The 24,673-nt window shown below is 39.0% G+C and carries 26 protein-coding genes; 14 read left to right on the plus strand and 12 right to left on the minus strand.

Annotation, left to right across the window (positions count from 1 at the left end; genetic code table 11):
• Positions 1-14: 14 nt before the first annotated feature.
• From nqrE to GTK47_RS17080, 5 genes are read right to left on the minus strand one after another with little or no spacing between them, the layout of a single operon-like run.
• A complete protein-coding gene (nqrE, locus tag GTK47_RS17060; protein ID WP_006534792.1) occupies positions 15-611 on the minus strand; it encodes an NADH:ubiquinone reductase (Na(+)-transporting) subunit E in 597 nt (198 codons plus the stop codon).
• 5 nt (positions 612-616) lie between these two features.
• Positions 617-1,246, minus strand: coding sequence for an NADH:ubiquinone reductase (Na(+)-transporting) subunit D (locus tag GTK47_RS17065; protein ID WP_088493503.1), 630 nt, complete (start codon positions 1,244-1,246; stop codon positions 617-619).
• Positions 1,239-2,027: a Na(+)-translocating NADH-quinone reductase subunit C gene (locus GTK47_RS17070; RefSeq protein ID WP_099075143.1), complete on the minus strand. Its 789-nt coding sequence runs from the start codon at positions 2,025-2,027 to the stop codon at positions 1,239-1,241. Before GTK47_RS17070 ends, GTK47_RS17065 begins: the two co-directional genes overlap by 8 nt.
• Entirely contained in the window at positions 2,020-3,258 is a 1,239-nt protein-coding gene (locus GTK47_RS17075; protein WP_165125399.1) for an NADH:ubiquinone reductase (Na(+)-transporting) subunit B, read from the minus strand. Before GTK47_RS17075 ends, GTK47_RS17070 begins: the two co-directional genes overlap by 8 nt.
• 3 nt (positions 3,259-3,261) lie before the next feature.
• Positions 3,262-4,602: a Na(+)-translocating NADH-quinone reductase subunit A gene (locus GTK47_RS17080; protein WP_165125402.1), complete on the minus strand. Its 1,341-nt coding sequence runs from the start codon at positions 4,600-4,602 to the stop codon at positions 3,262-3,264.
• Positions 4,603-5,017: 415 nt separating this feature from the next.
• On the opposite strand from GTK47_RS17080, the gene GTK47_RS17085 reads away from it, so the two are divergent.
• Positions 5,018-5,785 (plus strand): murein L,D-transpeptidase family protein, encoded by a 768-nt coding sequence (locus GTK47_RS17085; RefSeq protein ID WP_165125405.1) that lies wholly within the window; start codon positions 5,018-5,020, stop codon positions 5,783-5,785.
• Here the strand turns inward: GTK47_RS17085 and GTK47_RS17090 are convergent.
• Positions 5,756-6,523 (minus strand): class II glutamine amidotransferase, encoded by a 768-nt coding sequence (locus GTK47_RS17090; RefSeq protein ID WP_075672373.1) that lies wholly within the window; start codon positions 6,521-6,523, stop codon positions 5,756-5,758. The two genes, GTK47_RS17085 and GTK47_RS17090, sit on opposite strands and share 30 nt — an antisense overlap.
• Before the next feature lie 53 nt (positions 6,524-6,576).
• Complete coding sequence (gene lpcA, locus GTK47_RS17095; protein ID WP_006534804.1) at positions 6,577-7,155, minus strand: D-sedoheptulose 7-phosphate isomerase; 579 nt, start codon at positions 7,153-7,155, stop codon at positions 6,577-6,579.
• Between the two features lie 238 nt (positions 7,156-7,393).
• Between lpcA and fadE the strand changes: the two genes are divergently transcribed.
• Complete coding sequence (fadE, locus tag GTK47_RS17100) at positions 7,394-9,841, plus strand: acyl-CoA dehydrogenase FadE (RefSeq protein WP_165125408.1); 2,448 nt, start codon at positions 7,394-7,396, stop codon at positions 9,839-9,841.
• A gap of 111 nt (positions 9,842-9,952) precedes the next feature.
• Here the strand turns inward: fadE and lysA are convergent, their stop codons facing one another.
• Positions 9,953-11,194 carry a diaminopimelate decarboxylase gene (gene lysA, locus GTK47_RS17105; protein WP_165125411.1) on the minus strand — a complete coding sequence of 414 codons (1,242 nt, stop codon included), beginning with the start codon at positions 11,192-11,194 and terminating at the stop codon, positions 9,953-9,955.
• 112 nt (positions 11,195-11,306) lie between these two features.
• On the opposite strand from lysA, the gene GTK47_RS17110 reads away from it, so the two are divergent.
• On the plus strand, positions 11,307-12,233 hold the full coding sequence (locus GTK47_RS17110; RefSeq protein WP_165125414.1) for a LysR family transcriptional regulator: 927 nt from the start codon (positions 11,307-11,309) through the stop codon (positions 12,231-12,233).
• On the opposite strand, the gene GTK47_RS17115 is transcribed toward GTK47_RS17110, so the two are convergent.
• Entirely contained in the window at positions 12,210-13,130 is a 921-nt protein-coding gene (locus GTK47_RS17115; RefSeq protein ID WP_165125417.1) for a LysR family transcriptional regulator, read from the minus strand. The genes GTK47_RS17110 and GTK47_RS17115 overlap by 24 nt on opposite strands.
• 105 nt (positions 13,131-13,235) lie before the next feature.
• Here GTK47_RS17115 and GTK47_RS17120 point away from each other — a divergent pair, with 105 nt between their 5' ends.
• Together GTK47_RS17120 and GTK47_RS17125 are read left to right on the plus strand one after the other, a co-directional pair.
• On the plus strand, positions 13,236-14,108 hold the full coding sequence (locus tag GTK47_RS17120) for an MBL fold metallo-hydrolase (protein ID WP_165125420.1): 873 nt from the start codon (positions 13,236-13,238) through the stop codon (positions 14,106-14,108).
• A complete protein-coding gene (locus GTK47_RS17125; protein WP_165125424.1) occupies positions 14,096-14,755 on the plus strand; it encodes a DsbA family protein in 660 nt (219 codons plus the stop codon). Before GTK47_RS17120 ends, GTK47_RS17125 begins: the two co-directional genes overlap by 13 nt.
• A 110-nt stretch (positions 14,756-14,865) precedes the next feature.
• On the opposite strand, the gene GTK47_RS17130 is transcribed toward GTK47_RS17125, so the two are convergent.
• Positions 14,866-15,519, minus strand: a complete 654-nt coding sequence (locus GTK47_RS17130) for an A24 family peptidase (protein WP_165125427.1) — start codon at positions 15,517-15,519, stop codon at positions 14,866-14,868.
• Positions 15,520-15,770: 251 nt separating this feature from the next.
• On the opposite strand from GTK47_RS17130, the gene rsmE reads away from it, so the two are divergent.
• From rsmE to ruvX, 4 genes are all read left to right on the plus strand, one after another.
• Positions 15,771-16,502 (plus strand): 16S rRNA (uracil(1498)-N(3))-methyltransferase, encoded by a 732-nt coding sequence (gene rsmE / locus GTK47_RS17135; protein WP_165125430.1) that lies wholly within the window; start codon positions 15,771-15,773, stop codon positions 16,500-16,502.
• Positions 16,503-16,512: 10 nt separating this feature from the next.
• Complete coding sequence (gene gshB, locus GTK47_RS17140; RefSeq protein WP_165125433.1) at positions 16,513-17,469, plus strand: glutathione synthase; 957 nt, start codon at positions 16,513-16,515, stop codon at positions 17,467-17,469.
• Positions 17,470-17,610: 141 nt separating this feature from the next.
• A complete protein-coding gene (locus GTK47_RS17145) occupies positions 17,611-18,174 on the plus strand; it encodes a YqgE/AlgH family protein (protein ID WP_165125436.1) in 564 nt (187 codons plus the stop codon).
• Positions 18,174-18,593, plus strand: a complete 420-nt coding sequence (gene ruvX / locus GTK47_RS17150) for a Holliday junction resolvase RuvX (RefSeq protein ID WP_075672351.1) — start codon at positions 18,174-18,176, stop codon at positions 18,591-18,593. The genes GTK47_RS17145 and ruvX overlap by 1 nt, the downstream gene beginning before the upstream one ends.
• Positions 18,594-18,641: 48 nt before the next feature.
• Here the strand turns inward: ruvX and GTK47_RS17155 are convergent, their stop codons facing one another.
• Positions 18,642-19,646, minus strand: a complete 1,005-nt coding sequence (locus tag GTK47_RS17155; RefSeq protein WP_165125439.1) for a PilT/PilU family type 4a pilus ATPase — start codon at positions 19,644-19,646, stop codon at positions 18,642-18,644.
• Between the two features lie 21 nt (positions 19,647-19,667).
• Here GTK47_RS17155 and GTK47_RS17160 point away from each other — a divergent pair, with 21 nt between their 5' ends.
• Genes GTK47_RS17160 through hemW form a run of 5 tightly spaced genes read left to right on the plus strand, consistent with a single transcriptional unit; the run spans position 19,668 to position 23,503 of the window.
• A complete protein-coding gene (locus tag GTK47_RS17160; protein ID WP_165125442.1) occupies positions 19,668-20,366 on the plus strand; it encodes a YggS family pyridoxal phosphate-dependent enzyme in 699 nt (232 codons plus the stop codon).
• A 14-nt stretch (positions 20,367-20,380) separates the two neighbouring features.
• The gene (proC, locus tag GTK47_RS17165) at positions 20,381-21,199 is read left to right on the plus strand and encodes a pyrroline-5-carboxylate reductase (protein ID WP_165125445.1); all 819 of its coding nucleotides are present in this window, start codon (positions 20,381-20,383) and stop codon (positions 21,197-21,199) included.
• An 18-nt stretch (positions 21,200-21,217) separates the two neighbouring features.
• Positions 21,218-21,775: a YggT family protein gene (locus GTK47_RS17170; protein WP_165125448.1), complete on the plus strand. Its 558-nt coding sequence runs from the start codon at positions 21,218-21,220 to the stop codon at positions 21,773-21,775.
• An 11-nt stretch (positions 21,776-21,786) separates the two neighbouring features.
• Entirely contained in the window at positions 21,787-22,380 is a 594-nt protein-coding gene (locus GTK47_RS17175) for an XTP/dITP diphosphatase (protein ID WP_165125451.1), read from the plus strand.
• Positions 22,373-23,503: a radical SAM family heme chaperone HemW gene (gene hemW, locus GTK47_RS17180; protein WP_165125454.1), complete on the plus strand. Its 1,131-nt coding sequence runs from the start codon at positions 22,373-22,375 to the stop codon at positions 23,501-23,503. Before GTK47_RS17175 ends, hemW begins: the two co-directional genes overlap by 8 nt.
• A 114-nt stretch (positions 23,504-23,617) precedes the next feature.
• Here the strand turns inward: hemW and GTK47_RS17185 are convergent, their stop codons facing one another.
• Positions 23,618-24,568, minus strand: a complete 951-nt coding sequence (locus GTK47_RS17185; RefSeq protein ID WP_165125457.1) for a siderophore ABC transporter substrate-binding protein — start codon at positions 24,566-24,568, stop codon at positions 23,618-23,620.
• Positions 24,569-24,673 lie beyond the last annotated feature (105 nt).

Here is a 24,673-nt window from a genome sequence, read left to right on the forward strand (position 1 = left end):
GTTCTTCTCACCCTTTATAGCTGAACACCAGAGAAGGACATGAAACCTAATGCCATCAACCCTGTGGTGACAAAAGTAACGCCTAACCCTTTCATACCTGCCGGTACATCCGCGTACTTCATTTTCTCACGGATAGAAGCCAGTAATACGATGGCTAACATCCAACCAATCCCAGAGCCGAAACCATAAACAATAGATTCACTAAAGTTATAGTCACGTTGTGCCATAAATGACACACCACCGAAAATGGCGCAGTTAACGGTAATAAGTGGCAAGAAGATCCCTAGTGCGTTATACAGCGCAGGGAAATAACGGTCTAAAATCATCTCTAGGATTTGTACCAGTGCCGCAATCACACCGATGAAAGTGATAAAGTTTAAGAAACTTAAATCGACACCTTCCATCAATGCATTATCACGTAACACATAGTTATAAACTAAGTTATTCAACGGTACAGAAAGACCCAGAACAACGGTAACAGCGATACCTAATCCAAAAGCTGTTTTTACGTTTTTAGAAACGGCGAGGAATGTACACATCCCCAAGAAGAATGCGAGCGCCATATTTTCAATAAAAACAGCACGAACAAACAGGCTTATATAATGTTCCATGGCGATTAGTCCTCTTCAACCTGTGCAGGTTTTAATGTACGTAATCCCCAAATTAGCAAGCCAATAATAAAGAACGCACTTGGTGCTAACAGGAATAAACCGTTTGGCTGATACCAGCCACCATTTTGGACAGATTCCATTACTGTAATGCCGAATAATTTACCAGAACCAAAAAGCTCACGTAAAAAACCAACAAGGATCAAGATAACGCCGTATCCTAAGCCGTTACCAATACCATCCATAAAACTTTCAACAGGAGGTGCTTTCATCGCATAAGCTTCAGCACGACCCATTACAATACAGTTAGTAATGATAAGGCCTACGAAAACAGAAAGTTGCTTAGAGATTTCATACGCATAAGCTTGTAGTATTTGGTCAACAACGATAACTAATGAAGCAATAATCGCCATTTGAACAATAATACGAACACTACTTGGTATGTAATTACGAATTAGTGAAATAAAGAAGCTTGAGAATGCAGTAACCAAAGTTACCGCTATTGTCATCACTAATGCGGTTTCAAGTTTTGTTGTTACCGCCAATGCAGAGCACACACCTAATACCTGTAAGGCAATCGGGTTGTTATCTAACAATGGTCCAAGTAAAACTCGTTTAATTTCTTTTGTATCAGCCATTGATCTCTCCTTCACGAACTTTTTTCAGGAATGGGCCGAAACCTTTTTCACCTAACCAGAAATCGAACATATGCTGGATACCATTTGAGGTCAGTGTTGCACCAGAAAGTCCATCAATACCATAAGGATTGCCAGCCGCTGCGCCACTACGCACAATCTTAATTGCAGGTACGCCTTCTTCATTAATTAAGCGCTTACCTTTCCACTGTGCTTTCCACTGAGGGTTATCAACTTCACCACCTAAGCCCGGCGTTTCGCCATGAGCATAATAGGTAATACCTTTAGAAGTCACACCATCAATATCAACCGCAATAAACGCATACATCACAGACCATAAGCCAGAACCATAAACTGGTAGAACGACTTCTGTAGTTTTGCCTTGTTCATCAAGAACAAAATACACTTCTGCGGTATTTGCTCGTCGGCGAATTTTAGCTGCATCGTCTGCTGGAGATAATGCAATGGAAGTATCATCACTACGTAATGCCGCGTTTAAATCAAAATTGCCTTTGCTATCAGTCAGCTCACCGGTCTGGAAATTAACAATTTTTGCTTTAATACGAGTGTCATACACTTTCAGTACATCTGCCGCACTCATTTTAGGTACGAGCAGACCCGCAACATCAAGAATATTACGTTGTTTATCAAGAAGTTTTTGTTCTTCTTGTTTAGACTTCAGTCCAACAGCAGCTCCTGCCACTACCACGGAACACACTAGACATAGAATAAATACAACGAGGAACGTTCTTGCGACGCTATCTTTGTTTTTCTCTTTAGCCACGAGCTTTTCTCCGCTTAATATTCGCCTGAACAACCACGTAATCGAACAGTGGTGCAAATAAGTTTGCGAATAAGATTGCCAGCATCATACCTTCTGGGTAAGCCGGATTGACGACACGAATAAGCACAGCCATTACGCCAATCAAAATACCGTAAGCCCATTTACCTTTATCAGTAAACGATGCGGATACTGGATCTGTTGCCATAAACATCATACCGAAAGCAAAGCCACCTAATACTAAGTGCCAGTGCCAAGGCATTGAGAAGAGAGGATTGGTATCTGAACCAATGAGATTAAACAGGTATGACATTGCAATCATGCCCACCATTACCCCAGCGACAATACGCCATGAAGCAATGCGAGCAAAAAGAATGACAGCACCACCGATTAAAATCATCAGTGTTGAAACTTCACCGATCGACCCAGGAATATATCCAAGGAAAGCATCCATCCAAGAGATAGGTTGTTGAGTGACGGTATTTACTAATGCACTTTCACCCGATACAGACCATTGTGATAATGGTGTTGCACCAGAGAAACCATCAGCAGCAGTCCAAACCAAATCACCTGAAATTTGAGCTGGATAAGCAAAGAACAGAAATGCACGACCAGCCAATGCTGGGTTTAAGAAGTTACGCCCTGTCCCACCAAAGATTTCTTTCGCGATAACAACACCAAACGTAATACCTAATGCAGCCTGCCAAAGTGGTAATGTTGGCGGTACTATTAAGGCAAATAAGATTGATGTAACAAAGAAGCCTTCGTTAATTTCATGACCACGAATAAAGGCAAAAAGAACTTCCCAAAATCCGCCAACCGCAAAAACAACTAGATAAATAGGTAGGAAGTAAGTTGCACCAAGTAGCATCTTACTTGCCCAACCCGCATCTGTTGTTAATGATGCACCGAGGTATTCAGCAAGGCGATAGTGCCAATCTGAAGCAATGATTTGCTGTAATTCAGCACCACTATATAACTGATTAAGTGCAGGGATCGCTTGATGACCAACGTTATACATTCCCCAAAACATTGCTGGGAAAACGGATAACCAAACTAAAATCATCATGCGTTTCAGGTCAATGGTGTCACGAACATGACCACCATTACGTGTGACAGTACCTGGCGTATAAAATACCGTGGTCACTGCCTCATAAAGTACGTACCATTTTGCTAATTTGCCACCGGGCTCAAAATGGTGCTCTACTTTTTCAAATAAATTTTTCAAACCCATGAGTTACCCTTCCTGCTCAATTTTGGTCAATACTTGGCGCAGTGCTGGGCCATACTCATATTTGCTTGGGCAAACATAAGTACATAATCCCAAATCTTCTTCATCCAATTCCAAACAACCTAATGCTTGAGAACTGTCAGTATCACCTACAACTAAATCACGTAATAAATGCGTTGCCATAATGTCTAACGGCATCACACGCTCATAGTTACCAATTGGTACCATTGAACGTTCGCCACCATTCATTGTGGTTGTAAATGCAAAGCGTTTATTTTTTAAGAAGTGACCGATAGTAGTACGAGTGATAGAAAATTTATCGCTACCCGGCATACCCCAACCAAATAACTCTTTATCACGGCCTTCACGTAATACAGAAACTTGGTTATGGAAACGACCTAAATAGTGATGAGCCTCATCAGATTTCCAGCCCCATAATACAGAGCCAGAAATAATGCGGTTTTCACCATCAACTAATTGTTCTTTTGTTAACTCATAGAGATCAGCCCCTAAACGAGTACGCACTAAACGAGGTGCTTTTACTTGAGGGCCTGCTAATGCAACAACACGTTCTGTATATAAAGAACCTGTTGTAAACAAATAACCAATAGCAATGACATCTTGATAATTTAAATGCCAAACCATTTTCTTAGCACTAACAGGTTCTAAGAAATGGATATGCGTACCAACTAATCCTGCTGGATGTGGGCCTGCAAATTGGTTATAGCTAATCTGTCCGTCATTTAATTTTGTCGGTGATTTTTCACCATGACAAACATAGATTTTACCTTCGGTTAAACGAGTTAAAACAACAAGACCATCATTAAATGCCTTCTCATTTTGCTCAATAATAACCATAGGATCTGCTGCGAGTGGATTTGTATCCATTGCAGAAACAAAAATGGCAACAGGTGTTGTGCCTAAATGTGGAGTACGGCTATAAGGACGAGTCCTTAACGCAGTCCACATTCCCGAATTAACAAGGTTAGTTTCAACTTGTTCGCGGGTCAGTTCTGAGAGCGTTGAGCTATCATAACGGTTAAAGGTAATTTCTTCGTCGCCATCAATTTCGATAACGATAGATTGGAACACACGACGTTCGCCGCGGTTAATTGCAACGACTTTACCACAAGCTGGGCTGGTGAAAACAACACCGGCATTCTTTTTATCTTCAAAAAGAATTTGCCCTTTCTTTACATGCTCACCTTCCGAAACCATCATAGAAGGACGCATACCGACATATTCTTCACCTAGCAATGCTACGCGTCGAATCGCGGGTCCGTCTTCTATCACTTGGGCAGGCGCTCCTGCAATTGGGAGGTCGAGTCCTTTTTTAATTTTAATCATAAGATTTGCACAAGTTTATCAGTTAAACCCTAAGCTACAAATTCACCCCGAAAATGTAGCGACTCTGTAATAAAAACATCTTAAGGTGTTTTTGAACCCTAAGTTATTTATCTCCGATAATTGTTACTATTTTCTCTTATTCTGCCGAACTGAATTTTATCATCTCAGCCTAAACCTGTCTGACTATTCGAGTGATTTAGCTCAAGCAAATGGGAATATTATTTTGACTGAAACGTTAACAACTCGTATAAACCGAATTAAAATATCATCTTTTTCGACGGGCGATTAAATTTCATACAGAATATTTTGTAAAAGAAAAGAAACCATATCAGATTTTAATTTACAAATTTATTGCTTAATAGCAATCTACGATCTACTTTATCAACAAATTTTAAGCTAATTTTCAGATAAAACCATGACCACTCACGCAAAACAACTAATCAGTTTTTTAACATTAATGTTAATTCCCCTATTAGTTAACGCTGAAAATAATTCAAGTTTTCTAATGAAACCTATTAAAAAAAGTACAGGCCAGCCTATCTATATTCAAATTTTCAAAGAAGAAAGCTTACTTGAACTTTATACGGAAAAATTAGATGGGCAATTAGAAAAAGTACGTACTTATCCTATTTGTAGCTATTCTGGAGGTCTTGGACCTAAAAAGTTTCAAGGTGATTTAAAAAGCCCAGAAGGTTTTTATCAGGTCAATTTCTCGCAATTAAATCCGAACAGTCGATTTTACCGAGCTATTAACCTAGGATTTCCTAATCAATATGATAAATCAAAAGGATACACTGGTGATTTTCTAATGATCCATGGAGCATGTAAATCGGTTGGTTGCTATGCAATGACAGATTTGGTGATGGATGAAATTTATCAGTATGCTGAATTGGCGCTACAAGGTGGTCAATCTACGATTAATATTCATATTTTTCCGTTTAAAATGACCGCTGAAAATATGGAAAAACACCAGTATTCAAAAGATTTGGATTTCTGGCAACAGCTGATGCCTGCGTACCAATATGTTGAAGAGCACAAACAGATCCCAACAGTTATTGTTCAAGATGGACGATATTTGGTTAATCACACTTCAACACCATCTAATGGTGTAAAACCAGCCCTTAACTTATCACAAAACAGTGAAAACAAATGGTTACAGAATACGCACACCACGATCAAATAAGACAAACTCACCAGCAGGAATACGCTGCCAAGATTCATTACCAGTCAGTGGTAATGTTGAAATAACAGAAACCACATCATCTGATTGTGTGTGTTGCTGGAAATCAATTTCTACATCTTGATCTAGCAATTTGGCTTTGCCGAAAGGCGCCTTACGCGTGATCCAGTGTAAGTTTGTTGAGCAATATGCCATGACAAATCGACCATCTGACAACAGCATATTAAATACCCCTTTTTGCTTTAATTGAGAGGCTAAAATAGCGATAAAACGAAATACAGCAGGCCAATTCACAGGGGTTCGTTTATAACGATTTTCAAGTTGATTTAAGATCCAGCAAAACGCTTTCTCACTATCCGTCTGCCCTATCGCCCGAAAACGCCCTGTTTCAAGAGATTGATAGCCTTTTAGTTGACCATTATGCGCATAAGTCCAGTTTTTTCCCCATAACTCACGGGTAAAAGGATGGGTGTTTTCTAAAGAGACATTACCTCTATTCGCTTGACGAATATGAGCAATTACAGCCTCTGATTTAATTGGGTACTCTTGAACAAAGCGAGCGACTGGCGATATTGCGCTGGCTTGAGGATCTTTAAATGTACGACATCCCAATCCTTCGTAGAAAGTAATTCCCCAACCATCTTTATGAGGCCCTGTCTTACCACCTCTTGGAATTAGCCCACTTAGACTGAAATTAATATCTGTCGGTACATTTGCACTCATGCCTAACAACTCACACATCGCTCACTCCTTCTTGCCGATGTTTATCGCTAACTTATAGCAATATCAACCAATTATTTTTCCATTTCTTTTTCAATTAATTGGATCAGAATATGGATAACTTTGATATGGATTTCTTGAATACGATCAGCGTAACCGAAATGAGGTACACGAATTTCAATATCTGCTGTACCATCCATTTTTCCGCCATCTTTACCCGTTAGCGTAATGACTTTCATGCCTTTCTCACGCGCAGCACTAATTGCTTTGATGATATTGCCTGAATTGCCTGAGGTTGAAATACCCAGCAGAACATCACCTTCTTTACCTACAGCTTCGACATAACGAGAGAAGATGTATTCATAGCCAAAATCATTACTCACGCATGAGATATGACTTACATCTGAAATAGCAATGGCAGGATAACCTGGGCGATTTTCACGATAGCGTCCGGTTAACTCTTCTGCAAAATGCATTGCATCACAATGAGAGCCACCATTACCGCAAGATAATACTTTACCACCTGCTTTAAAAGAATCAGCTAATAACACGGCAGCTTTTTGGATAGCTTCAATATTTGCATCATCTTGAAGAAAGCGAGAGAGTGTATCTGCTGCTTCTGTTAATTCACCACGGATAAGATCTTGGTACATAGGATTTTTACTCCAGAAAGGGTAATCGAAATTTTCTGTTTCTCAGTGTAACGGATTAAATGTCATGAAAGAAGATACCTATTATCGACAAATGCTAACTTCTCTCATTTACGAATAATTTGTGAGCTATATTGTAATTAGAATGTAAATATATTGATAAAAGTTAGTGACTGGATTAGATCTAAATAACAAACAACAGGTCTGACCTCTGATCTCTTGCTAAATACAGGAGTTTATTATGACACTACTCAGTATCGTACTTTTTATTATTCTTATTGGCGTGCTTAGCTATCGCAAATTCGGTATTGCGGTAAGTAGCCTTGCACTTATTGCTTATACATTAGTAATGGGTATCGCCAATATTTGGAGTTACTGGTTACTTCTCCCCGTTGCATTGGTTTTATTACCCTTTACTATTCCTTCTATTCGTAGAGCCTATATCTCAGTACCTGCACTTAAAGCATTTCAAAAAGTCATGCCCTCTATGTCTAAAACAGAACAAGAAGCCATTGATGCAGGTACAACATGGTGGGAAGGCGAGCTTTTCCGTGGTGCTCCCGATTGGAAACAACTTCATAATTACCCTAAACCACAGTTAACAGCTGAAGAGCAAGCTTTCCTTGATGGGCCTGTCGAAGAAGTTTGCCGTATGACAAACGACTTTGAGATCACTCATGAATTAGCTGATCTACCTCCTGAAATCTGGCAATACCTTAAAGACAATCGCTTCTTTGCGATGATCATTAAAAAAGAGTATGGCGGATTAGAGTTTTCAGCCTACGCTCAATCACGTGTATTGCAAAAACTGTCCGGAGTATCTGGTATTTTAGCCATCACCGTAGGTGTACCTAATTCTTTAGGCCCCGGCGAACTACTGCAACACTATGGTACTGATGAACAGAAAAAACGCTATTTACCCGGTTTAGCCAAAGGAGATGAAATTCCTTGCTTCGCATTAACAAGCCCTGAAGCGGGCTCCGATGCAGGTGCTATTCCTGACAGTGGCGTAGTCTGTATGGGTGAATGGCAAGGAGAGCAAGTTCTTGGTCTTCGTTTAACATGGAATAAACGCTATATCACTCTTGCCCCTATCGCAACCGTATTAGGATTAGCATTTAAATTACGCGATCCTGACCATCTATTAAGCGATGACGAAAACCCGGGTATTACCTGTGCGTTAATTCCAACTGATGTCAAAGGTGTTGAAATCGGTCATCGTCATTTCCCTCTGAACGTGCCATTTATGAATGGACCAACTCGTGGTAAAGATGTTTTTGTTCCTATCGATTACATCATTGGCGGACCAAAAATGGCAGGTCAGGGTTGGAGAATGCTGGTGGAATGTCTCTCTGTTGGTCGAGGCATTACTCTACCATCAAACTCTACTGGTGGATTAAAAAGTGTGGCAATGGCGACTGGTGCTTATTCTCGTGTCCGTCGTCAGTTCAAAATTCCAATTGGTAAAATGGAAGGTATTGAAGAGCCATTAGCTCGTCTGGCTGGTAACGCCTATCTTTTAGATTCTGCGGCAACCTTAATTACTACGGGTATTATGCTAGGTGAAAAACCTGCCGTATTATCCGCTATCGTAAAATATCATTGTACTCACCGAGCACAGCGTGGCGTTATTGATGCAATGGATATCGTTGGTGGTAAAGGGATCAGTCTTGGCCCATCAAACTTTGTCGCACGTTCTTACCAAGGTTCTCCAATTGCCATCACGGTTGAAGGTGCCAATATTTTAACTCGTAGCATGATCATTTATGGTCAAGGTGCTATCCGTTGCCATCCTTATGTATTAGATGAAATTGCAGCAGCACGAGATAACAACCTACACGATTTTGACCGTGCTTTATTTGGTCATATCGGTCACGTAGCAAGTAATACCTTACGCAGTCTGTGGTTAGGTATCACCAATGGTCGCTTAAGTAATTCGCCAACTAATGATGAAACTCGTCGTTATTATCAACAAATTAACCGCTTGAGTGCCAATATGGCGCTGTTGTCTGATGTTTCAATGGGAGTTTTAGGCGGAAGCTTAAAACGTCGTGAGCGTATTTCAGCGCGTTTAGGTGACATATTAAGTCACATCTTCCTCGCTTCTGCTGCGCTTAAGCGTTATGAAGATGAAGGCCGTCATACTGCAGATTTACCTCTCGTACATTGGAGTGTGAAAGAGTGTTTATACCAAGCTGAAAATGCAATTGATGAACTGCTACGCAATTTCCCAAGCCGTGTTGTTGCAGGCACTATACGAGCAATTATTTTCCCACTGGGTAAAGCTCAAAAATTACCTTCAGATAAATTAGATAGCAAAGTAGCACAACTTATCCAACAACCGTCTGAAACCCGTGATCGCATTGGTAGAGGTCAATACTTAACACCAAGCGAACATAATCCACATGGTTTAATGGAAGAAGCACTACTGGATATTTTAGCGGCTGAACCTATTTTCGACCGTATTTGTCGCCTCTATGAGAAGAAATTTAACTTTACTCAATTAGATAAATTAGCGGACAAAGCACTGGCTGATAAACGAGTAACTCAAGAAGAAGCCGATATCTTACGTAAAGCAGAACAGAGTCGCTTACGGAGTATCAATGTTGATGAGTTTGACTTTGATGCATTGGCGGTGCCAGCAAAAAAGCCGAAAGCTGACAAAGTCAAAACAGACAAAGCAGCCTAACAATCGAGATAAAGGGAGATATTTTTCCTGATAGAACACAAACACCTCATCACTTTTAGTCATGAGGTGTTTTTTTTATTAAGAGCTAGTTATTAAGCCCCCAAAAATTAATTAGAGATCTAACTCCAATGCTAATAACTCTTCAATTGTTTGGCGACGACGAATTAATTGAGGAACACCCTCTGTTACCAATACTTCAGGAATAAGTGGTCGACTATTATAATTCGATGACATTGACGCACCATACGCCCCTGTATCATGAATCACTAAGTAATCGCCTACCTGTGCTTGAGGCAATAAACGAGGAACAACAGTGCCTCCCTCTAGCTGAGTAAAAACATCACCCGATTCACATAGTGGGCCTGCCACGATCGTCTCTTGTAATTCTGTCTTTGATTTTATTTGACCATGATTATCTAAAACTGAAATCTGATGATAACTGCCATACATTGCAGGACGCATTAAATCACTAAATCCAGCATCCACCAGCACATAGCGACGGCTTCCCATTGATTTAACGGCCCTCACTTGTGAAATTAACACACCAGATTCAGCCACTAAAAAACGTCCCGGCTCAATCTCTAACTCAACAGAATGCCCTAAGTGTTGTGCAATGCGCTGACGAGCTTTATCCCATAAAGAAAAATAGTGATCCAAATCAACCGTTGCATCACCTTCTTGATAAGGCGTTGATAATCCGCCTCCTGCCGAAATAGCTTGAATATCGACTTGAGAGATAAGCACTTGATCTACCATTGCATCGCAGACACTAGCAAGATGTTGATAATCAACACCTGAGCCAATATGCATATGAAAACCCACTAGAGTTAGATTGTATTGCTGGATCACAGCTAACGCTTCTGGCACATCTTCATACCAAATACCATGCTTACTGTTTTCACCACCTGTATTGGTTTTTTGACTATGACCATGACCAAATCCGGGGTTAACTCTGATCCAAACTGCATGACCTTGATTGCGCTCACCTAATTGACGAAGCATATCAATAGAACCTGCATTAACAGGAATATCTAACTCAACAACACGTTCAATAGTTCTTTCATCAAGTAAATCAGCCGTAAAGACAATCTCACTTTTTTCTCTACCACCTTGATAGCCAGCAACTAAAGCGCGCTCAATTTCCCCCAACGAAACAGAGTCAACTTTAACACCCTGTGCTTTCATTAAACGTAAAATATGAATATTGGAGCATGCTTTTTGAGCAAATCGAACTACATCAAAAGATTTAAGCTGGGCAATACGCCGAGAAATAGTATCGCCTTGATAAATCCATAATGGCGTTCCATAAGTTTGTGCTAATTGGTATTGAGCCATAGTTATTGATGTTGTCATGTTATCTACTCATAAAAGTCACAGGTGAATAAAATCATTATTTATGAACTTACAAGGGAATAAAAATATCAAATAAGCTAGACTCTATTCACCTGTGATATAGGAATATAAGATGAAAGCTCCTTTTAATTGGCGACATATTGAAATTTTTCATGCGGTGATGACAACACAAAACCTTACTGAAGCCGCAGAACTACTGAAAACGTCACAACCGACTGTCAGTAGAGAATTATCTCGTCTTGAGCATCTATTGGCATTTAAATTATTTGATAGAATAAAGGGCCGTTTACAGCCCACAACAGAGGGATTACGCTTTTTTGAGGAAGTGCAGCGTTCTTATTATGGTTTAGATAGAATAATTAACGCTGCTGAAAATATTCGCCATTTTAACCAAGCAGAATTGAATATCACCTGCTTGCCCGCATTTGCTCAATCATTATTACCTTCAATCTGCCGACAATTTCTAGATAAATATCCTGATGTCAATTTAACTATTGTTCCTCAAGAATCCCCTTTATTAGAAGAGTGGTTATCCGCTCAACATTACGATTTGGGATTGGTAGAACACACACAAACACCGGCTGGAACGCAACAAGAAACCGTACTCACACTCAATGAAGTCGCAGTTTTACCCAAGTCACATCCATTGGGTAAAAAAACATTATTACACCCTGCTGATTTTCAAAATGAACGTTTTATTAACCTGTCAGCCAATGATAGCTACCGACAATTAATTGATACTGTATTTATTAAAAATGGAATTGCACGACAGTTAGTGATGGAAACGCAAAGTGCCGCCTCTATTTGTGCAATGGTAAGTGAGAATATTGGTATTTCAATTGTTAACCCTATTACCGCACTTGATTACTTAGATAAATCTATTTGCCTTCGTCCTTTAAGCTTTACTATCCCTTTTACCATCAGCTTAATTACTCCATCACATCGCCCTTCATCACAACTTGTTGCCTATTTTATTGATGTGATGAAAGAGAACTTATCAGATTACCCTAAACGGTTAATCCAAGCTTTTACCCGATAAAGCAAGCCAATAAGGTGATGATGAAAACCACTCAACTAAGAAATCCAGCAATACTCTGACGGCAGCAGGCATATTTTGCCGGCTCGCTAGAACCGCATAAATTCCCATCGGCTGAGCGTGATAGGCAGACAAAACTTGTTCTAACTCGCCACTTTCAATATAGGGTTTGGCTGAATAATAAGGTTGTAGCGATATACCAGCCCCTTTTAACGTAGCTTGCAATAAAACAACTGATTCATTTGCGCTTAAATTCCCCCCAACAGGTACTGAATAACGTTCATCACCTAAATTAAATTCCCACAAACTACGGCCAAAAAATCGGTAAGTTAAACATTGATGCTGAGCGAGTTCATCTGGCGTTTGAGGTATACCTTTTTTTGCTAAGTAATCTTTATGGGCACACACCACAGAAAGACATGTCGCAAGCGAGCGTGCGATTAAATTAGGCTCTAGGTGATTCGTAATACGCAGTGCAATATCAATACGTTCTTCCACCAAATTCACAGTTTGATTAGTGATTTGTAAATCAACCGCAATTAAAGGATAACGCTGCATAAACTCACATATTGCCACTGACAAAATACTATTTGCTAATGATTGTGAACTGGTAATACGAACAAGCCCACTGATTTGATGACGTTCTTTCGGAATATTAGCGGGTATACGTTCAGCCATTTCTAATAACTGTAAACTCTGTTCGTATACCATTTCACCTACTGATGTTAGGCTTTGTTTGCGTGTCGTTCTATGCAATAAACGCACTCCAGCCCACTCTTCCATCTCATTTAAATAGCGCGTCACCATAGCTCTAGACATACCTAGATAATCAGCAGCTTTTATCATGCTTCCCTGCTTCACAATGGTTACAAACACTTCTGATGCTTTTATTTTATCCATTTTATTTACTCGATTTACGCAACAATCAATTGCCTAAAATAGGGTTTTTCTCTTGTTTTATGCAACCTATTATAGTCAGCAACAACAATATGGAGAAAACAAAAGATGAAAAAATTACTTCCTTTAACACTTGCAACTACCGCCTTATTCTCAACATCGGTATTAGCTACTGATTTAACATTAGATATTTATAACCCAGGAGAAGCGAGCATTTTCCCTGTTTCTTCCGAAATTATTTATGGCGATAAAGATGCCGTTTTAATTGATGCACAATTTCAAAAAAATGATGCTCAAGCATTGGTTGATAAAATAAAAGCCTCTGGAAAAAACCTGACTTATATCTATATCAGCCATTCTGATCCTGACTTTTATTTTGGGTTAGATGTCATTACTGATGCATTTCCAAATGCTAAAGTGATTGCAACCGCACCCACAATTAAAGCCATTAATGAAACTCAAGCAGGAAAACTTGCTTATTGGGGACCTGTACTTAAAGAAAATGCCCCTCAAAAAATCATCATTCCTGAAGTACTAAAAGGGGATAGTTTTTCTCTAGAAGGTGAAACCATTTCGGTCAAAGGTTTAGATGGGCAATCTCCAGATAGAACATATCTTTATGTTCCAAAACTTAATGCAGTAATGGGTGGTGTTTTAGTCTCTGAAAATATTCATATTTGGTTGGCAGATACTCAAACTGTGGAAGAGCGCCAACATTGGGTTAGTGCGTTACAGCAAATCAAATCACTATCCCCAAAAACCGTTATTCCAGGTCACTATTTACCAAAAGCAACGCATAATCTGCAAGCAGTTGACTTCACAATGAATTACCTGATTGAGGCTGAGAAAAATCTTGAAAAAACGAAAAATTCAGATGAATTTATTGCAGCGATGGAAAAAAATCATCAGAATTTAGCAGATAAATCAAGCCTAGAACTTAGTGCAAAAGTACTAAAAGGAGAGATGCAGTGGCCTCAGTAGCAAGCAATACAGGCAGTACTAAAATATTGCACTATGTTTATGATCCTCTTTGCGGTTGGTGCTACGGCATTGCGCCCCTGATTGAAGCAGTAAGCAATACATTTCCAAATTCCATTAAGTTACATGGTGGCGGATTGTTTACACCAGCAAGAGCTGTAACGGGGGGGCAATCATGGAAAGAGCATGTTACGCCAATTGATGAGCGTATTAGTCAATTATCAAGCCAAGTTTTTAGTCATGCATATCATGATGCTCTTGGTAACACTGAAATGGTATTAAACTCTCTGTTACCTATTTCAGCCGTTCTTGTTGCTGAAATAATGGGAAAGCGAGATGTTTATTTACTAAAAGCCTTACAAGAAGCCTATTACCTTGATGGCTTAAATATCAGTGATAAAGACACTTTGCTATTTATTGTGAAAAAACTTGGTTTTGATGTTGAGCAGTTTGCATCTTTACTGGCTGAAATTAGCGAAAAACAAATTCAGCAACATTTAAGCCAGACACAACAATTAATGTCTCAAGTTAATGGTCGCGGTTTTCCGACTCTATTTATTGAAGATAACCAAGGTTACCACCTAATATCGGTTGAAAAATATTTAGGTGATACAAAACGTTGGCAGCAATTTATAAAAGAAAACCTATAATCTTCTTTTCAGTGTGCTGATTAATTTCCGCACACTGCCTTCTTTATTTCGATTCTTGTTATTTTCTTTTTCACTCATATCTAAAAAGGATTAAATTTATTTAAAATCAATTAGTTGAAAAAATTGCAAGATGAGAAATTGAAACCTAACACCATCAATGTTGAAAATGAAAGACAAGAGCCAAATGCCACTTTTTTGATATGATCTTTTGTTGTGATTAATACTGCACAATACACACTTAACCCTAGAAAAGAGCCAAGCAAAAGAATATATGGCAATTTCTCAAACCCACACCATGCCCCAATAGCACCAAATAATTTCACATCACCAAAACCTAAAACACATTTTTGGCAGATAAAATATCCCCATAAATAGATGCCATAGAAAAGCCCAACACCACCTAAAAAACCATAAAAAGCATGATTGAAAGGTACTAATCCATATACTGTGAAATTACACAATAACCCTAAAAATATTAACCAATAAGTCAAAGAATTAGGCAGAAGAAAATAATCAGCATCAAAGAAAGAGAGCATCAACAAATAAAAACGTAATACCGAAAATATTATCAATAAAGAAAATGAGTTAATTGAAAAAAACCAATATAAACAAACAATAAAATAACTCAGCGTAAGTTGTTTACGTCGAGTTTTAGGTAACAAAAATAATAACGGAAAAGGTAGGCAAAACTTAATAAAAACAAGAAAATCATTCAAAAAAGGAAACAAAGGTGTTTTTATAAAACAATAACGGCTTAATGACATAAATATCTACTCCTTAGATACATCGTTATCCTTGTTAAACGACTGTATAAGAGACTCCATTTAATACCGAGAATTTTCTTTAGAATGACAATGAAAACATGAAATTTTGCGACAAAACACGCAATAAGATCCACGCTATAATAATGACAAAAGCAAAGTGATAACTTGCATGCCATAATGTCATGCGTATGATGCATATCACATATTTTATTTATCACGGTTAACCATCTTTTACGTAAGGGTTTCACGTTATGCGTATTCCTCGCATTTATCATCCAGAACCACTCACAGCAGGCACTCAAACAGCATTAGATGAAGAAGCATCTAATCATGTTGGGCGTGTATTAAGAATGTCTACAGGGCAAAAACTGGCACTGTTTGATGGTTCAAATCAGGTATTTGATGCTGAAATCATAGAAAGCACAAAAAAATCAGTCACTGTGCAAATCAATGAAGGCATTGTTGATGATAAAGAATCCCCTCTTGACCTCCATTTAGGACAAGTACTTTCACGAGGCGAGAAAATGGAGTTTACTATTCAAAAATCAGTTGAGTTAGGTGTTAATACGATCACTCCACTGATCTCAGAACGCTGTGGTGTTAAACTTGACCCCAGCCGTTTAGAGAAAAAACATCAGCAATGGCAAAAAATTATTATCTCGGCATGTGAACAATGTGGCAGAAATAGTATCCCACAATTAATGCCAGTAATGTCATTAGAAGAATGGTGTGCTCAAGATGATGGTAGTTTAAAACTCAATTTACATCCAAGGGCTAACCAAAGTATTAATACCTTACCCTTACCTGTTAAAAAAGTGCGCTTATTGATTGGCCCTGAAGGTGGGCTTTCCCCTGAAGAAATCGCCATGACAGCAGAGCACCATTTTACTGATATTTTATTAGGTCCTCGTGTATTAAGAACTGAAACAACAGCGCTCACCGCAATCACCGCTTTGCAGGTTCGGTTCGGCGATCTGGGATAAAGGAGAAGTAATGATTAAATTAGGTATTGTGATGGATCCAATTTCATCCATCAAAATCAAAAAAGACACCAGCTTTGCCATGCTATTAGAAGCGCAACGTCGTGGCTGGGAAATTCATTATATGGAGATGAACGATCTTTACCTACATCAAGGTGAAGCACGCGCTCACACTCGTTTACTCAGCGTAGAAGAAAACCCAGAAAAATGGTTTGAGTTTGGCAAAGAGCAAGATATTGCTTTAGGTGAACTCGATACCATCTTAATGCGTAAAGATCCGCCTTTTGATACCGAATTTATCTACGCAACCTATATTTTAGAGCGCGCTGAAGATATGGGAACACTGATAGTTAATAAGCCACAAAGCTTACGCGACTGTAATGAAAAACTCTTTACTGCATGGTTCCCAACATTAACACCTGACACCTTAGTGACTCGTGAATCTAAGCATTTACGCGCTTTTCATGAAAAACACGGTGATGTTATTTTCAAACCATTAGATGGTATGGGTGGCGCATCAATCTTCCGCTTGAAAAAAGACGATCCTAACGTAGGTGTTATTATTGAAACATTGACAGAACATGGTCATCGTTTCTGTATGGCTCAAAATTTCCTACCTGAAATTGTCAATGGTGATAAGCGCATTCTGGTTGTCGATGGCGAACCTGTTCCTTATTGCTTAGCGCGTATTCCTGCAAAAGGTGAAACGCGAGGCAACTTAGCTGCTGGTGGCCGTGGCGAAGCTCGTCCATTAACAGAAAGTGATTGGGCTATTGCGCGTCAAGTTGCCCCTATCCTTAAACAGAAAGGTCTTATTTTTGTTGGGCTAGATGTTATTGGCGATCGCTTAACTGAAATTAACGTCACAAGCCCAACATGTGCGCGTGAAATTGAAGCTGCTTATCCTGATGTTTCTATTACAGGCATGTTAATGGATGCAATTGAAGTGCGCTTAAACAAGAAAAACTAACTTTTAGACACTGAGATTAAAGGGTTTAAAAGTATGAACCTAGCCCCCACATATTAATCTATAAGCGGTATACATTAAGAAATACAATGTATAAAGGGCTAGGTTTTTTTAATAAAATGATCAGGGAACAGTACTACTATTATGAACTTACTTAACCATTTTCTTATTGCTATGCCTTCATTAAGCGATCCGTTATTTGAACGTTCGGTCGTCTATGTGTGCGAACATAATGAAAACGGTGCGATGGGCTTAATTATTAATAAACCTATCGAAGATATCTCTGTGGAAGGTGTATTAGATCAACTGGAAATTTTTTCGACTGATAGAGACGAAGCGATTAGCTTACAAAAACCCGTGATGTCAGGAGGCCCTGTTGCAGAAGAGCATGGTTTTATCTTGCACACTCCGGTTTCAGGTTTTAGTTCTAGTATCAAAATTAGTGATAGCACGATGATCACAACTTCCAAAGATGTATTAGAAACCTTAGGTACAGCAAGACAACCAGAAAAAACATTAGTCTCTTTGGGTTATTCTAGTTGGGAACAAGGCCAATTAGAGAAAGAAATTTTAGAAAATAGCTGGCTAATAGTTGAAGCTTCACCTCAAATTATTTTTGATACCCCTATTGCTGAACGTTGGCATAAAGCCGCTGAATTAATTGGAATTAATATCCACACCATTTCACCGATAGCGGGTCACGCATAATGTCAAACAGAACGGTAATGGGCTTTGATTTCGGCACAAAAAGCATTGGTGCCGCTATCGGTCAAGAAGTTACAGGAACAGCAAGACCTTTGGCCTCATTTAAAGCAAAAGATGGTATTCCTGATTGGACTCAAATCGAAAAAATCATAAAAGAATGGCAACCTGATCTCGTGGTTGTCGGTTTACCTCTTAATATGGATGGTACCGAACAGTTAGTCACAACCCAAGCTAAAAAATTTGCCAATCGCCTTCATGGTCGATTTGGTGTACAAATTGCGTTGCATGATGAACGCCTTAGCACCGTAGAAGCTCGCGCTCATCTTTTTGAACGTGGTGGTTATCGTTCCTTAGATAAAGGCAGTGTAGATGCAGCATCTGCCGTTATTATTCTTGAAAGCTGGTTTGAACAGCAATTCTAAAAAATAGGTTCCAACGAGTCATAGTCGCCTACTTTTACTTATATGTTATCACTCCGCTTGAATTAAACCTTCATGTTGGCGTTGCTGCCGACTTAACATGAAGGTTTGCATACCGTATTCGCTACCTGTTTGCATTAATGTTGTCACTTGGTGGTATTTTCCTTCTCTAATTAGATGCGAAATACCCTGCGTAACCTGCATTATTTCAAATAACGCCACACGCCCACCTTCGGTTGAAGATACTAACTCTTGTGAAATTATCGCCCTTAAACTGCACGCTAATTGTGATGAAATCCATTGTCGCTCATTGCCTGTAAACACATTAGTCACGCGCTCAAGCGTTTGTACTGCCCCTTGAGTATGCAATGTTGCCAGCACCAAATGCCCTGTTTCTGCTGCCGTTAATGCCAACTTAATACTTTGTGCATCTCTTAACTCGCCTAACATAATGACATCTGGATCTTGACGTAATGCGCTCTTTATCGCATTAGCAGTATGTTGAACATCTCGCCCTATTTCCCTTTGTTGCACAATGCTTTGCTTATTGCTATGTATAAACTCAATAGGATCTTCTAATGTCAAAATATGCTGACGTTGATATTGGTTTAAATGATTGATCATTGCCGCTAATGTCGATGATTTCCCACTTCCTGTTGCCCCTGTCACCAAAATAAGCCCATGAGAATAGTTGTCTAAAAGTGTTGAAACCGACTTGGGTACTCGAAGTTTATCTAAAGAAGGAATTTGTGTTTCAATTATTCTTAATACAGCTGAAACACCCTTTTGTTGGCGAAATAAATTGACACGAAGTCGCTGCCCACAAGATAGCGTAAGTGCTGTATCAACCTGCCCTTCATTCTCAAAAGTGTGCTTTTGAGTGTTGCTCAAGAAAGGCAAGAACCATGCTAATAGACTATCGGAAGTGATAGGTTTACATTGATTTTGTTGATAAAGTATTCCATTGATCCGCAATCGTGGTACATCACCACAACAAAGGTGCAGATCAGAGGCGTTATGCTTTACACTATATGCAATTAAATTTTCCATTTTCATCTTATTATCTCCTGAGTTGCCATGAATACTATTAAACAGAATCTCGTCAATGTCAGGTCTCACATTGACACAGCAGCGCAGAAATGCGGCCGTTCTCCAGAAGAAATAACATTACTTGCAGTGAGTAAAACAAAACCTGCGAGTGACATCGAAAAAGCAATAGCGTGTGGACAAACAGAGTTTGGTGAAAACTATGTCCAAGAAGGTGTTGATAAAATCCATTATTTTGCTGATAACCACACCTTAGTTTGGCACTTTATCGGTCCTTTACAGTCAAACAAAACACGCCTTGTTGCTGAGAATTTCGATTGGTGCCATACCATTGATAGATTGAAAATCGCTCAAAGATTAAGTGACCAACGTCCTGACTCATTGCCACCATTAAATGTCCTTATTCAAATCAATATTAGCGATGAAAACAGTAAATCAGGTATTAATCTGACTGAACTTGATGGACTAGCGGCACAAATTTCTATTCTTTCGGGCATTAAATTACGCGGATTAATGGCGATCCCTGCACCTGAAAGCAATTATGACAAACAAGTTGAAGTACTAGACAAAATGCATCTCGCATTTAAACAATTGCAATCTCAATATCCCAATATAGATACCTTATCTATGGGAATGACAAGTGATATGGAAGCTGCTATTGCTTGTGGTTCAACACTCGTTCGTATTGGAACAGCAATTTTTGGCGCAAGAGATTACGCGACTAAGTAAAAATAGAGGTTTATATGGAACATCGTAACATTGCATTTATTGGCGCTGGAAATATGGCTCAAGCCATTATTGCGGGATTGGTTCAAGGTGGATATCCAGCAAATAAAATCACCGTCAGCTCACCTTCATCCATTCGCCGTGAACCACTAGAAAAAGAGTTCGGTATTCATAGTACTAATGACAATATTGATGCCGTTCAGAAAGCGGATGTTATTGTGCTAGCAGTAAAGCCACAAATGATGGAAGAAGTTTGTAAGCCCTTACAAAATATCGATATGAGTAAAAAGTTAGTCCTCACTATCGCTGCTGGCATCCCCGCGACTCGTTATAACGACTATTTTGCGACTCAATTACAGCTCGTTCGCATTATGCCAAATACCCCAGCTCTTGTAGGTAAAGGCTTAAGTGGTATGTTCGCGCACAATTCGCTTTCATCTCAAGATAAACAGTTTGCTGATGAATTAATGAAAAGTGTTGGAACAACCGTTTGGGTAGAGCAAGAATCTGCCATCAATGATATTATCGCCGTTGCTGGTAGTGCACCCGCTTATTTCTTCTTGTTTATGGAATCAATGCAACAAGAAGCAGAACGTTTAGGTTTTTCACCTGAAGTAGCAAGAGCTATTGTGCAACAAGCAGCAAGTGGTTCTACCGCCTTAGCAGAGAAACAACACATGTTGCCTTTCTCAACTTTACGTGAACAAGTAACATCAAAAGGTGGAACGACAGCGGCTGCACTTATGCAGTTTTATGAAGGTAAATTACCTGAAAACGTCGCTTCTGCCATGCAAGCTGCGATTAAACGTGCGCAAGAAATGGAAAAACAATTTTAATTTCATCAGGGCCAACTAATGAATTTTTTAAATTTCGTCATTCTGACTCTTCTTCAACTCTACACATCCGTACTTCTACTGCGTGTTTGGATGCAATGTGTCAGAGCTGATTTTTATAATCCTTTTTCACAATTTATCGTCAAGATCACACAGCCAATTGTTCGCCCATTAAGAAGTGTTATTCCTTCTATTGGTCCTATTGATACAGCTTCAGTTTTATTAGCCTATATATTAATTCTGTTAGGTATTATCGTCCCATCTTACTTATCAGGAACATCTATTCCTTTCTCTTTAATGTTCCCATTTGCCTTTATTGAACTGCTTACAGCAGCAGGTAAGATGATTTTCTGGTTGATCATTATCCGCGCAATCCTTAGCTGGGTAAGCCAAGGTCGTAATCCAATTGATCATCTTTTATTTCAATTAACAGAACCTTTAATGGCACCAATTCGTCGTGTCATTCCGGCGATGGGTGGTTTAGATTTCTCTGCAATGATTGTTATTCTTATACTTTACGCCCTGAATTATCTGCGTGTAGACGTTTTACAATGGCTACTTAGCGTAACGCTTTACTAAGGATAACACTCATGCAAAAAGTAGTTCTTGCAACAGGAAATCCGGGAAAGGTCAAAGAGCTGGCTTCTTTGCTTTCTGATTTCGGTTTAGATATTGTTGCTCAAACAGAGCTTGGTGTTGATTCTGTTGAAGAAACAGGCCTAACCTTTGTTGAGAATGCGCTGATTAAAGCGCGCCATGCGGCAAAAGTAACAGGTCTACCTGCCATTGCTGATGACTCTGGTATTTCAGTAAATGCTTTGGGAGGTGCTCCAGGAATTTACTCAGCACGCTATGCGGGTGTTGATGCAAATGATCAGCAAAATCTGGATAAATTGCTCAATGCAATGAAAGATGTACCTGCTGAAAAACGCCAAGCCCAATTTAACTGTGTATTAGTTTATATGCGCCATGAGAACGATCCAACTCCATTAATTTTCCACGGTATTTGGCACGGTGTATTAAGCACAGAAATGCATGGTGAAGGTGGATTTGGCTACGATCCTATTTTCTTTGTTCCTGAATTAAATTGTACTGCGGCACAATTAACTAAAGAGCAAAAAAATCAGCATTCGCATCGTGGTAAAGCACTTAAATTAATGTTGGATGCCCTTAAGAATGCTTAAGTTGCCTCCATTAAGTTTGTATATTCATATTCCTTGGTGTGTACAAAAATGTCCTTATTGTGATTTCAACTCACATACACTAAAAGGCGAAGTTCCACATCAGGAATATGTGCAACATTTACTCAATGACTTAGATGCCGATCTTATTCACGTTGGCTCCCGTGAAGTCCAAACCATATTTATTGGTGGTGGTACTCCTAGCTTATTAAGCGCTGAGTCAATGGCTGATTTACTCTATGGCGTTAAAGAACGCATTGCAGTTAGTCCTAATGCAGAAATTACTATGGAAGCTAACCCGGGAACCGTGGAAGCTGAACGCTTTGCTGGATTCCAACGTGCGGGTGTAAATCGTATTTCTATTGGAGTGCAAAGTTTTGGCAACGATAAGCTTATTCGCTTAGGGCGCATTCATGATGCTGATGAAGCTAAAAATGCTGCTCATTTAGCCAAAGAATTAGGCTTACGTAGCTTTAATTTAGATTTAATGCATGGATTACCAGACCAATCATTATCTCAAGCGCTTTCGGATTTACAGCAAGCAATAGAGTTATCCCCACCACATTTGTCTTGGTATCAATTAACCATTGAACCCAATACACAATTTGGCTCTCGTCCACCAAAATTACCTGATGATGATATGCTGTGGGATATTTTCTCAGAAGGTGACAAATTACTGACAGCCGCAGGTTATCAACAATATGAAACATCAGCATATTGCAAACCGGGCTTTCAATGTGAGCACAACTTAAATTATTGGCGTTTCGGGGATTATTTAGGTATCGGTTGTGGTGCTCATGGAAAAATAAGCTTTGAAGATGGTCGCATCATGCGAACAGTAAAAACCAAGCATCCTAAAGGTTTTATGGAAGGTCGTTATCTCCACCAGCAAAATTTTGTTGATAATGATGACCGTCCATTTGAATTTTTTATGAACCGTTTTCGCCTATTAGAAGCATTCCCAAGACAAGATTTCAGTGATTACACTGGGCTTTCTGAAGAAGTTATTCGCCATCAAATAGATGAAGCTTTGGCTTTAGGTTATATCAGTGAATCAGACACTCACTGGCAAATTACACCTCATGGCAAGCTGTTCCTTAATTCATTGCTTGAGTTATTTCTTTAATATTGCTGATTTCAAATAGCTAGCTTAAAAAATGCCCATACTGATTATTCACAGTTGGGCATTTTTATTTATTGCAAACCTTAAAACATCATAAAAATCTTAAGGCTAAATCAATTAAAGTGCGCTTTCTACCGCTTCAATTTGTTTAGTTAAGCTGTCTAAACCACCGCCAGAAAGATACCAAAGATCAGCTTGGAGATAAACAATACCACTATTTTTATAGGCTGATGTTGATTTTATAGCATCATCTTCAAACGCTGTTTTTTCTAATTTACCCGCGCCAATGGCCTCACTGCGATCAATAATAAAAATAACATCTGGGTTAGCTTGAACAATCATTTCTGATGTAACTACACGACGCTTGCCTTTCTCTTCTTCAGCAACAGGCGGTAATTCAGCTCTTTTAGCTTTAACAACATCATAAACAACACTTTGATTATTAGGCATTAAATTGCCAGCATTATGTAATAGTACTAAAACTTTTTTGTCAGATCCTGCTGCTTTTTTCTGAGCTTGCTCAATAACAGTATTTAATTTAGTAATTTGCTCTTGAGTCACTTGCTGTTTATCAAATAATTCACCTAATAATTTGATATTTGACTCAACTGAATTGAGATAATTTGCACTGTTAGTACCTAAATTAACGGTTGGTGCAATTTTCGCTAAAGCCTCATATGAGGCACCTTGGCGACCTGTAATAATAATTAAATCAGGTTTAATTTCGGCTAATTTTTCTAAGTCAGGTGCTTTCATGCCACCAACATTAGCAACGTTAGTTGCAATACTTCCTTTAATATAGTCAGGCGCATTACCTAACGGTAACCCAACCACTTTATCGGCTAAACCTAACTGAACTAAAGAATCATAAAGACCAAAATCAAATAGAACCACTTTTGAAGGATTCTTAGTGACTGACGTTTCACCCAACTGGTGTTTAATCACCATCTTGTCATTGTTCTGGTTAATAACTTGGTTAGGTTGGTATTCGATTGGTGTTTTGCTTAACGCAGAGAAACTGGTTACAGAAAGGATAGATGCGATAACTAAAGGAAGGATCTTCTTCATTAATTTTGCCCTGTTTAAGTGGAATACTCAAACAGGGCATTCTAAACAGGTCATCTCACAAGTCAATTGAATAAGAATGATTTTCATTATTATTTTCAATAATTG

Source organism: Proteus sp. ZN5 (assembly GCF_011046025.1).
Taxonomy (GTDB): Bacteria; Pseudomonadota; Gammaproteobacteria; order Enterobacterales; family Enterobacteriaceae; genus Proteus.

Bases quoted from the DNA above. Each gene is read 5' to 3' on its own strand.
- nqrE (WP_006534792.1), bottom strand. From the start codon at position 611: ATGGAACATTATATAAGCCTGTTTGTTCGTGCTGTTTTTATTGAAAAT.
- GTK47_RS17065 (WP_088493503.1), bottom strand. From the start codon at position 1,246: ATGGCTGATACAAAAGAAATTAAACGAGTTTTACTTGGACCATTGTTA.
- GTK47_RS17075 (WP_165125399.1), bottom strand. From the start codon at position 3,258: ATGGGTTTGAAAAATTTATTTGAAAAAGTAGAGCACCATTTTGAGCCC.
- GTK47_RS17080 (WP_165125402.1), bottom strand. From the start codon at position 4,602: ATGATTAAAATTAAAAAAGGACTCGACCTCCCAATTGCAGGAGCGCCT.
- GTK47_RS17085 (WP_165125405.1), top strand. From the start codon at position 5,018: ATGACCACTCACGCAAAACAACTAATCAGTTTTTTAACATTAATGTTA.
- GTK47_RS17090 (WP_075672373.1), bottom strand. From the start codon at position 6,523: ATGTGTGAGTTGTTAGGCATGAGTGCAAATGTACCGACAGATATTAAT.
- lpcA (WP_006534804.1), bottom strand. From the start codon at position 7,155: ATGTACCAAGATCTTATCCGTGGTGAATTAACAGAAGCAGCAGATACA.
- fadE (WP_165125408.1), top strand. From the start codon at position 7,394: ATGACACTACTCAGTATCGTACTTTTTATTATTCTTATTGGCGTGCTT.
- lysA (WP_165125411.1), bottom strand. From the start codon at position 11,194: ATGACAACATCAATAACTATGGCTCAATACCAATTAGCACAAACTTAT.
- GTK47_RS17110 (WP_165125414.1), top strand. From the start codon at position 11,307: ATGAAAGCTCCTTTTAATTGGCGACATATTGAAATTTTTCATGCGGTG.
- GTK47_RS17115 (WP_165125417.1), bottom strand. From the start codon at position 13,130: ATGGATAAAATAAAAGCATCAGAAGTGTTTGTAACCATTGTGAAGCAG.
- GTK47_RS17120 (WP_165125420.1), top strand. From the start codon at position 13,236: ATGAAAAAATTACTTCCTTTAACACTTGCAACTACCGCCTTATTCTCA.
- GTK47_RS17130 (WP_165125427.1), bottom strand. From the start codon at position 15,519: ATGTCATTAAGCCGTTATTGTTTTATAAAAACACCTTTGTTTCCTTTT.
- rsmE (WP_165125430.1), top strand. From the start codon at position 15,771: ATGCGTATTCCTCGCATTTATCATCCAGAACCACTCACAGCAGGCACT.
- gshB (WP_165125433.1), top strand. From the start codon at position 16,513: ATGATTAAATTAGGTATTGTGATGGATCCAATTTCATCCATCAAAATC.
- GTK47_RS17145 (WP_165125436.1), top strand. From the start codon at position 17,611: ATGAACTTACTTAACCATTTTCTTATTGCTATGCCTTCATTAAGCGAT.
- ruvX (WP_075672351.1), top strand. From the start codon at position 18,174: ATGTCAAACAGAACGGTAATGGGCTTTGATTTCGGCACAAAAAGCATT.
- GTK47_RS17155 (WP_165125439.1), bottom strand. From the start codon at position 19,646: ATGAAAATGGAAAATTTAATTGCATATAGTGTAAAGCATAACGCCTCT.
- GTK47_RS17160 (WP_165125442.1), top strand. From the start codon at position 19,668: ATGAATACTATTAAACAGAATCTCGTCAATGTCAGGTCTCACATTGAC.
- proC (WP_165125445.1), top strand. From the start codon at position 20,381: ATGGAACATCGTAACATTGCATTTATTGGCGCTGGAAATATGGCTCAA.
- GTK47_RS17170 (WP_165125448.1), top strand. From the start codon at position 21,218: ATGAATTTTTTAAATTTCGTCATTCTGACTCTTCTTCAACTCTACACA.
- GTK47_RS17175 (WP_165125451.1), top strand. From the start codon at position 21,787: ATGCAAAAAGTAGTTCTTGCAACAGGAAATCCGGGAAAGGTCAAAGAG.
- hemW (WP_165125454.1), top strand. From the start codon at position 22,373: ATGCTTAAGTTGCCTCCATTAAGTTTGTATATTCATATTCCTTGGTGT.
- GTK47_RS17185 (WP_165125457.1), bottom strand. From the start codon at position 24,568: ATGAAGAAGATCCTTCCTTTAGTTATCGCATCTATCCTTTCTGTAACC.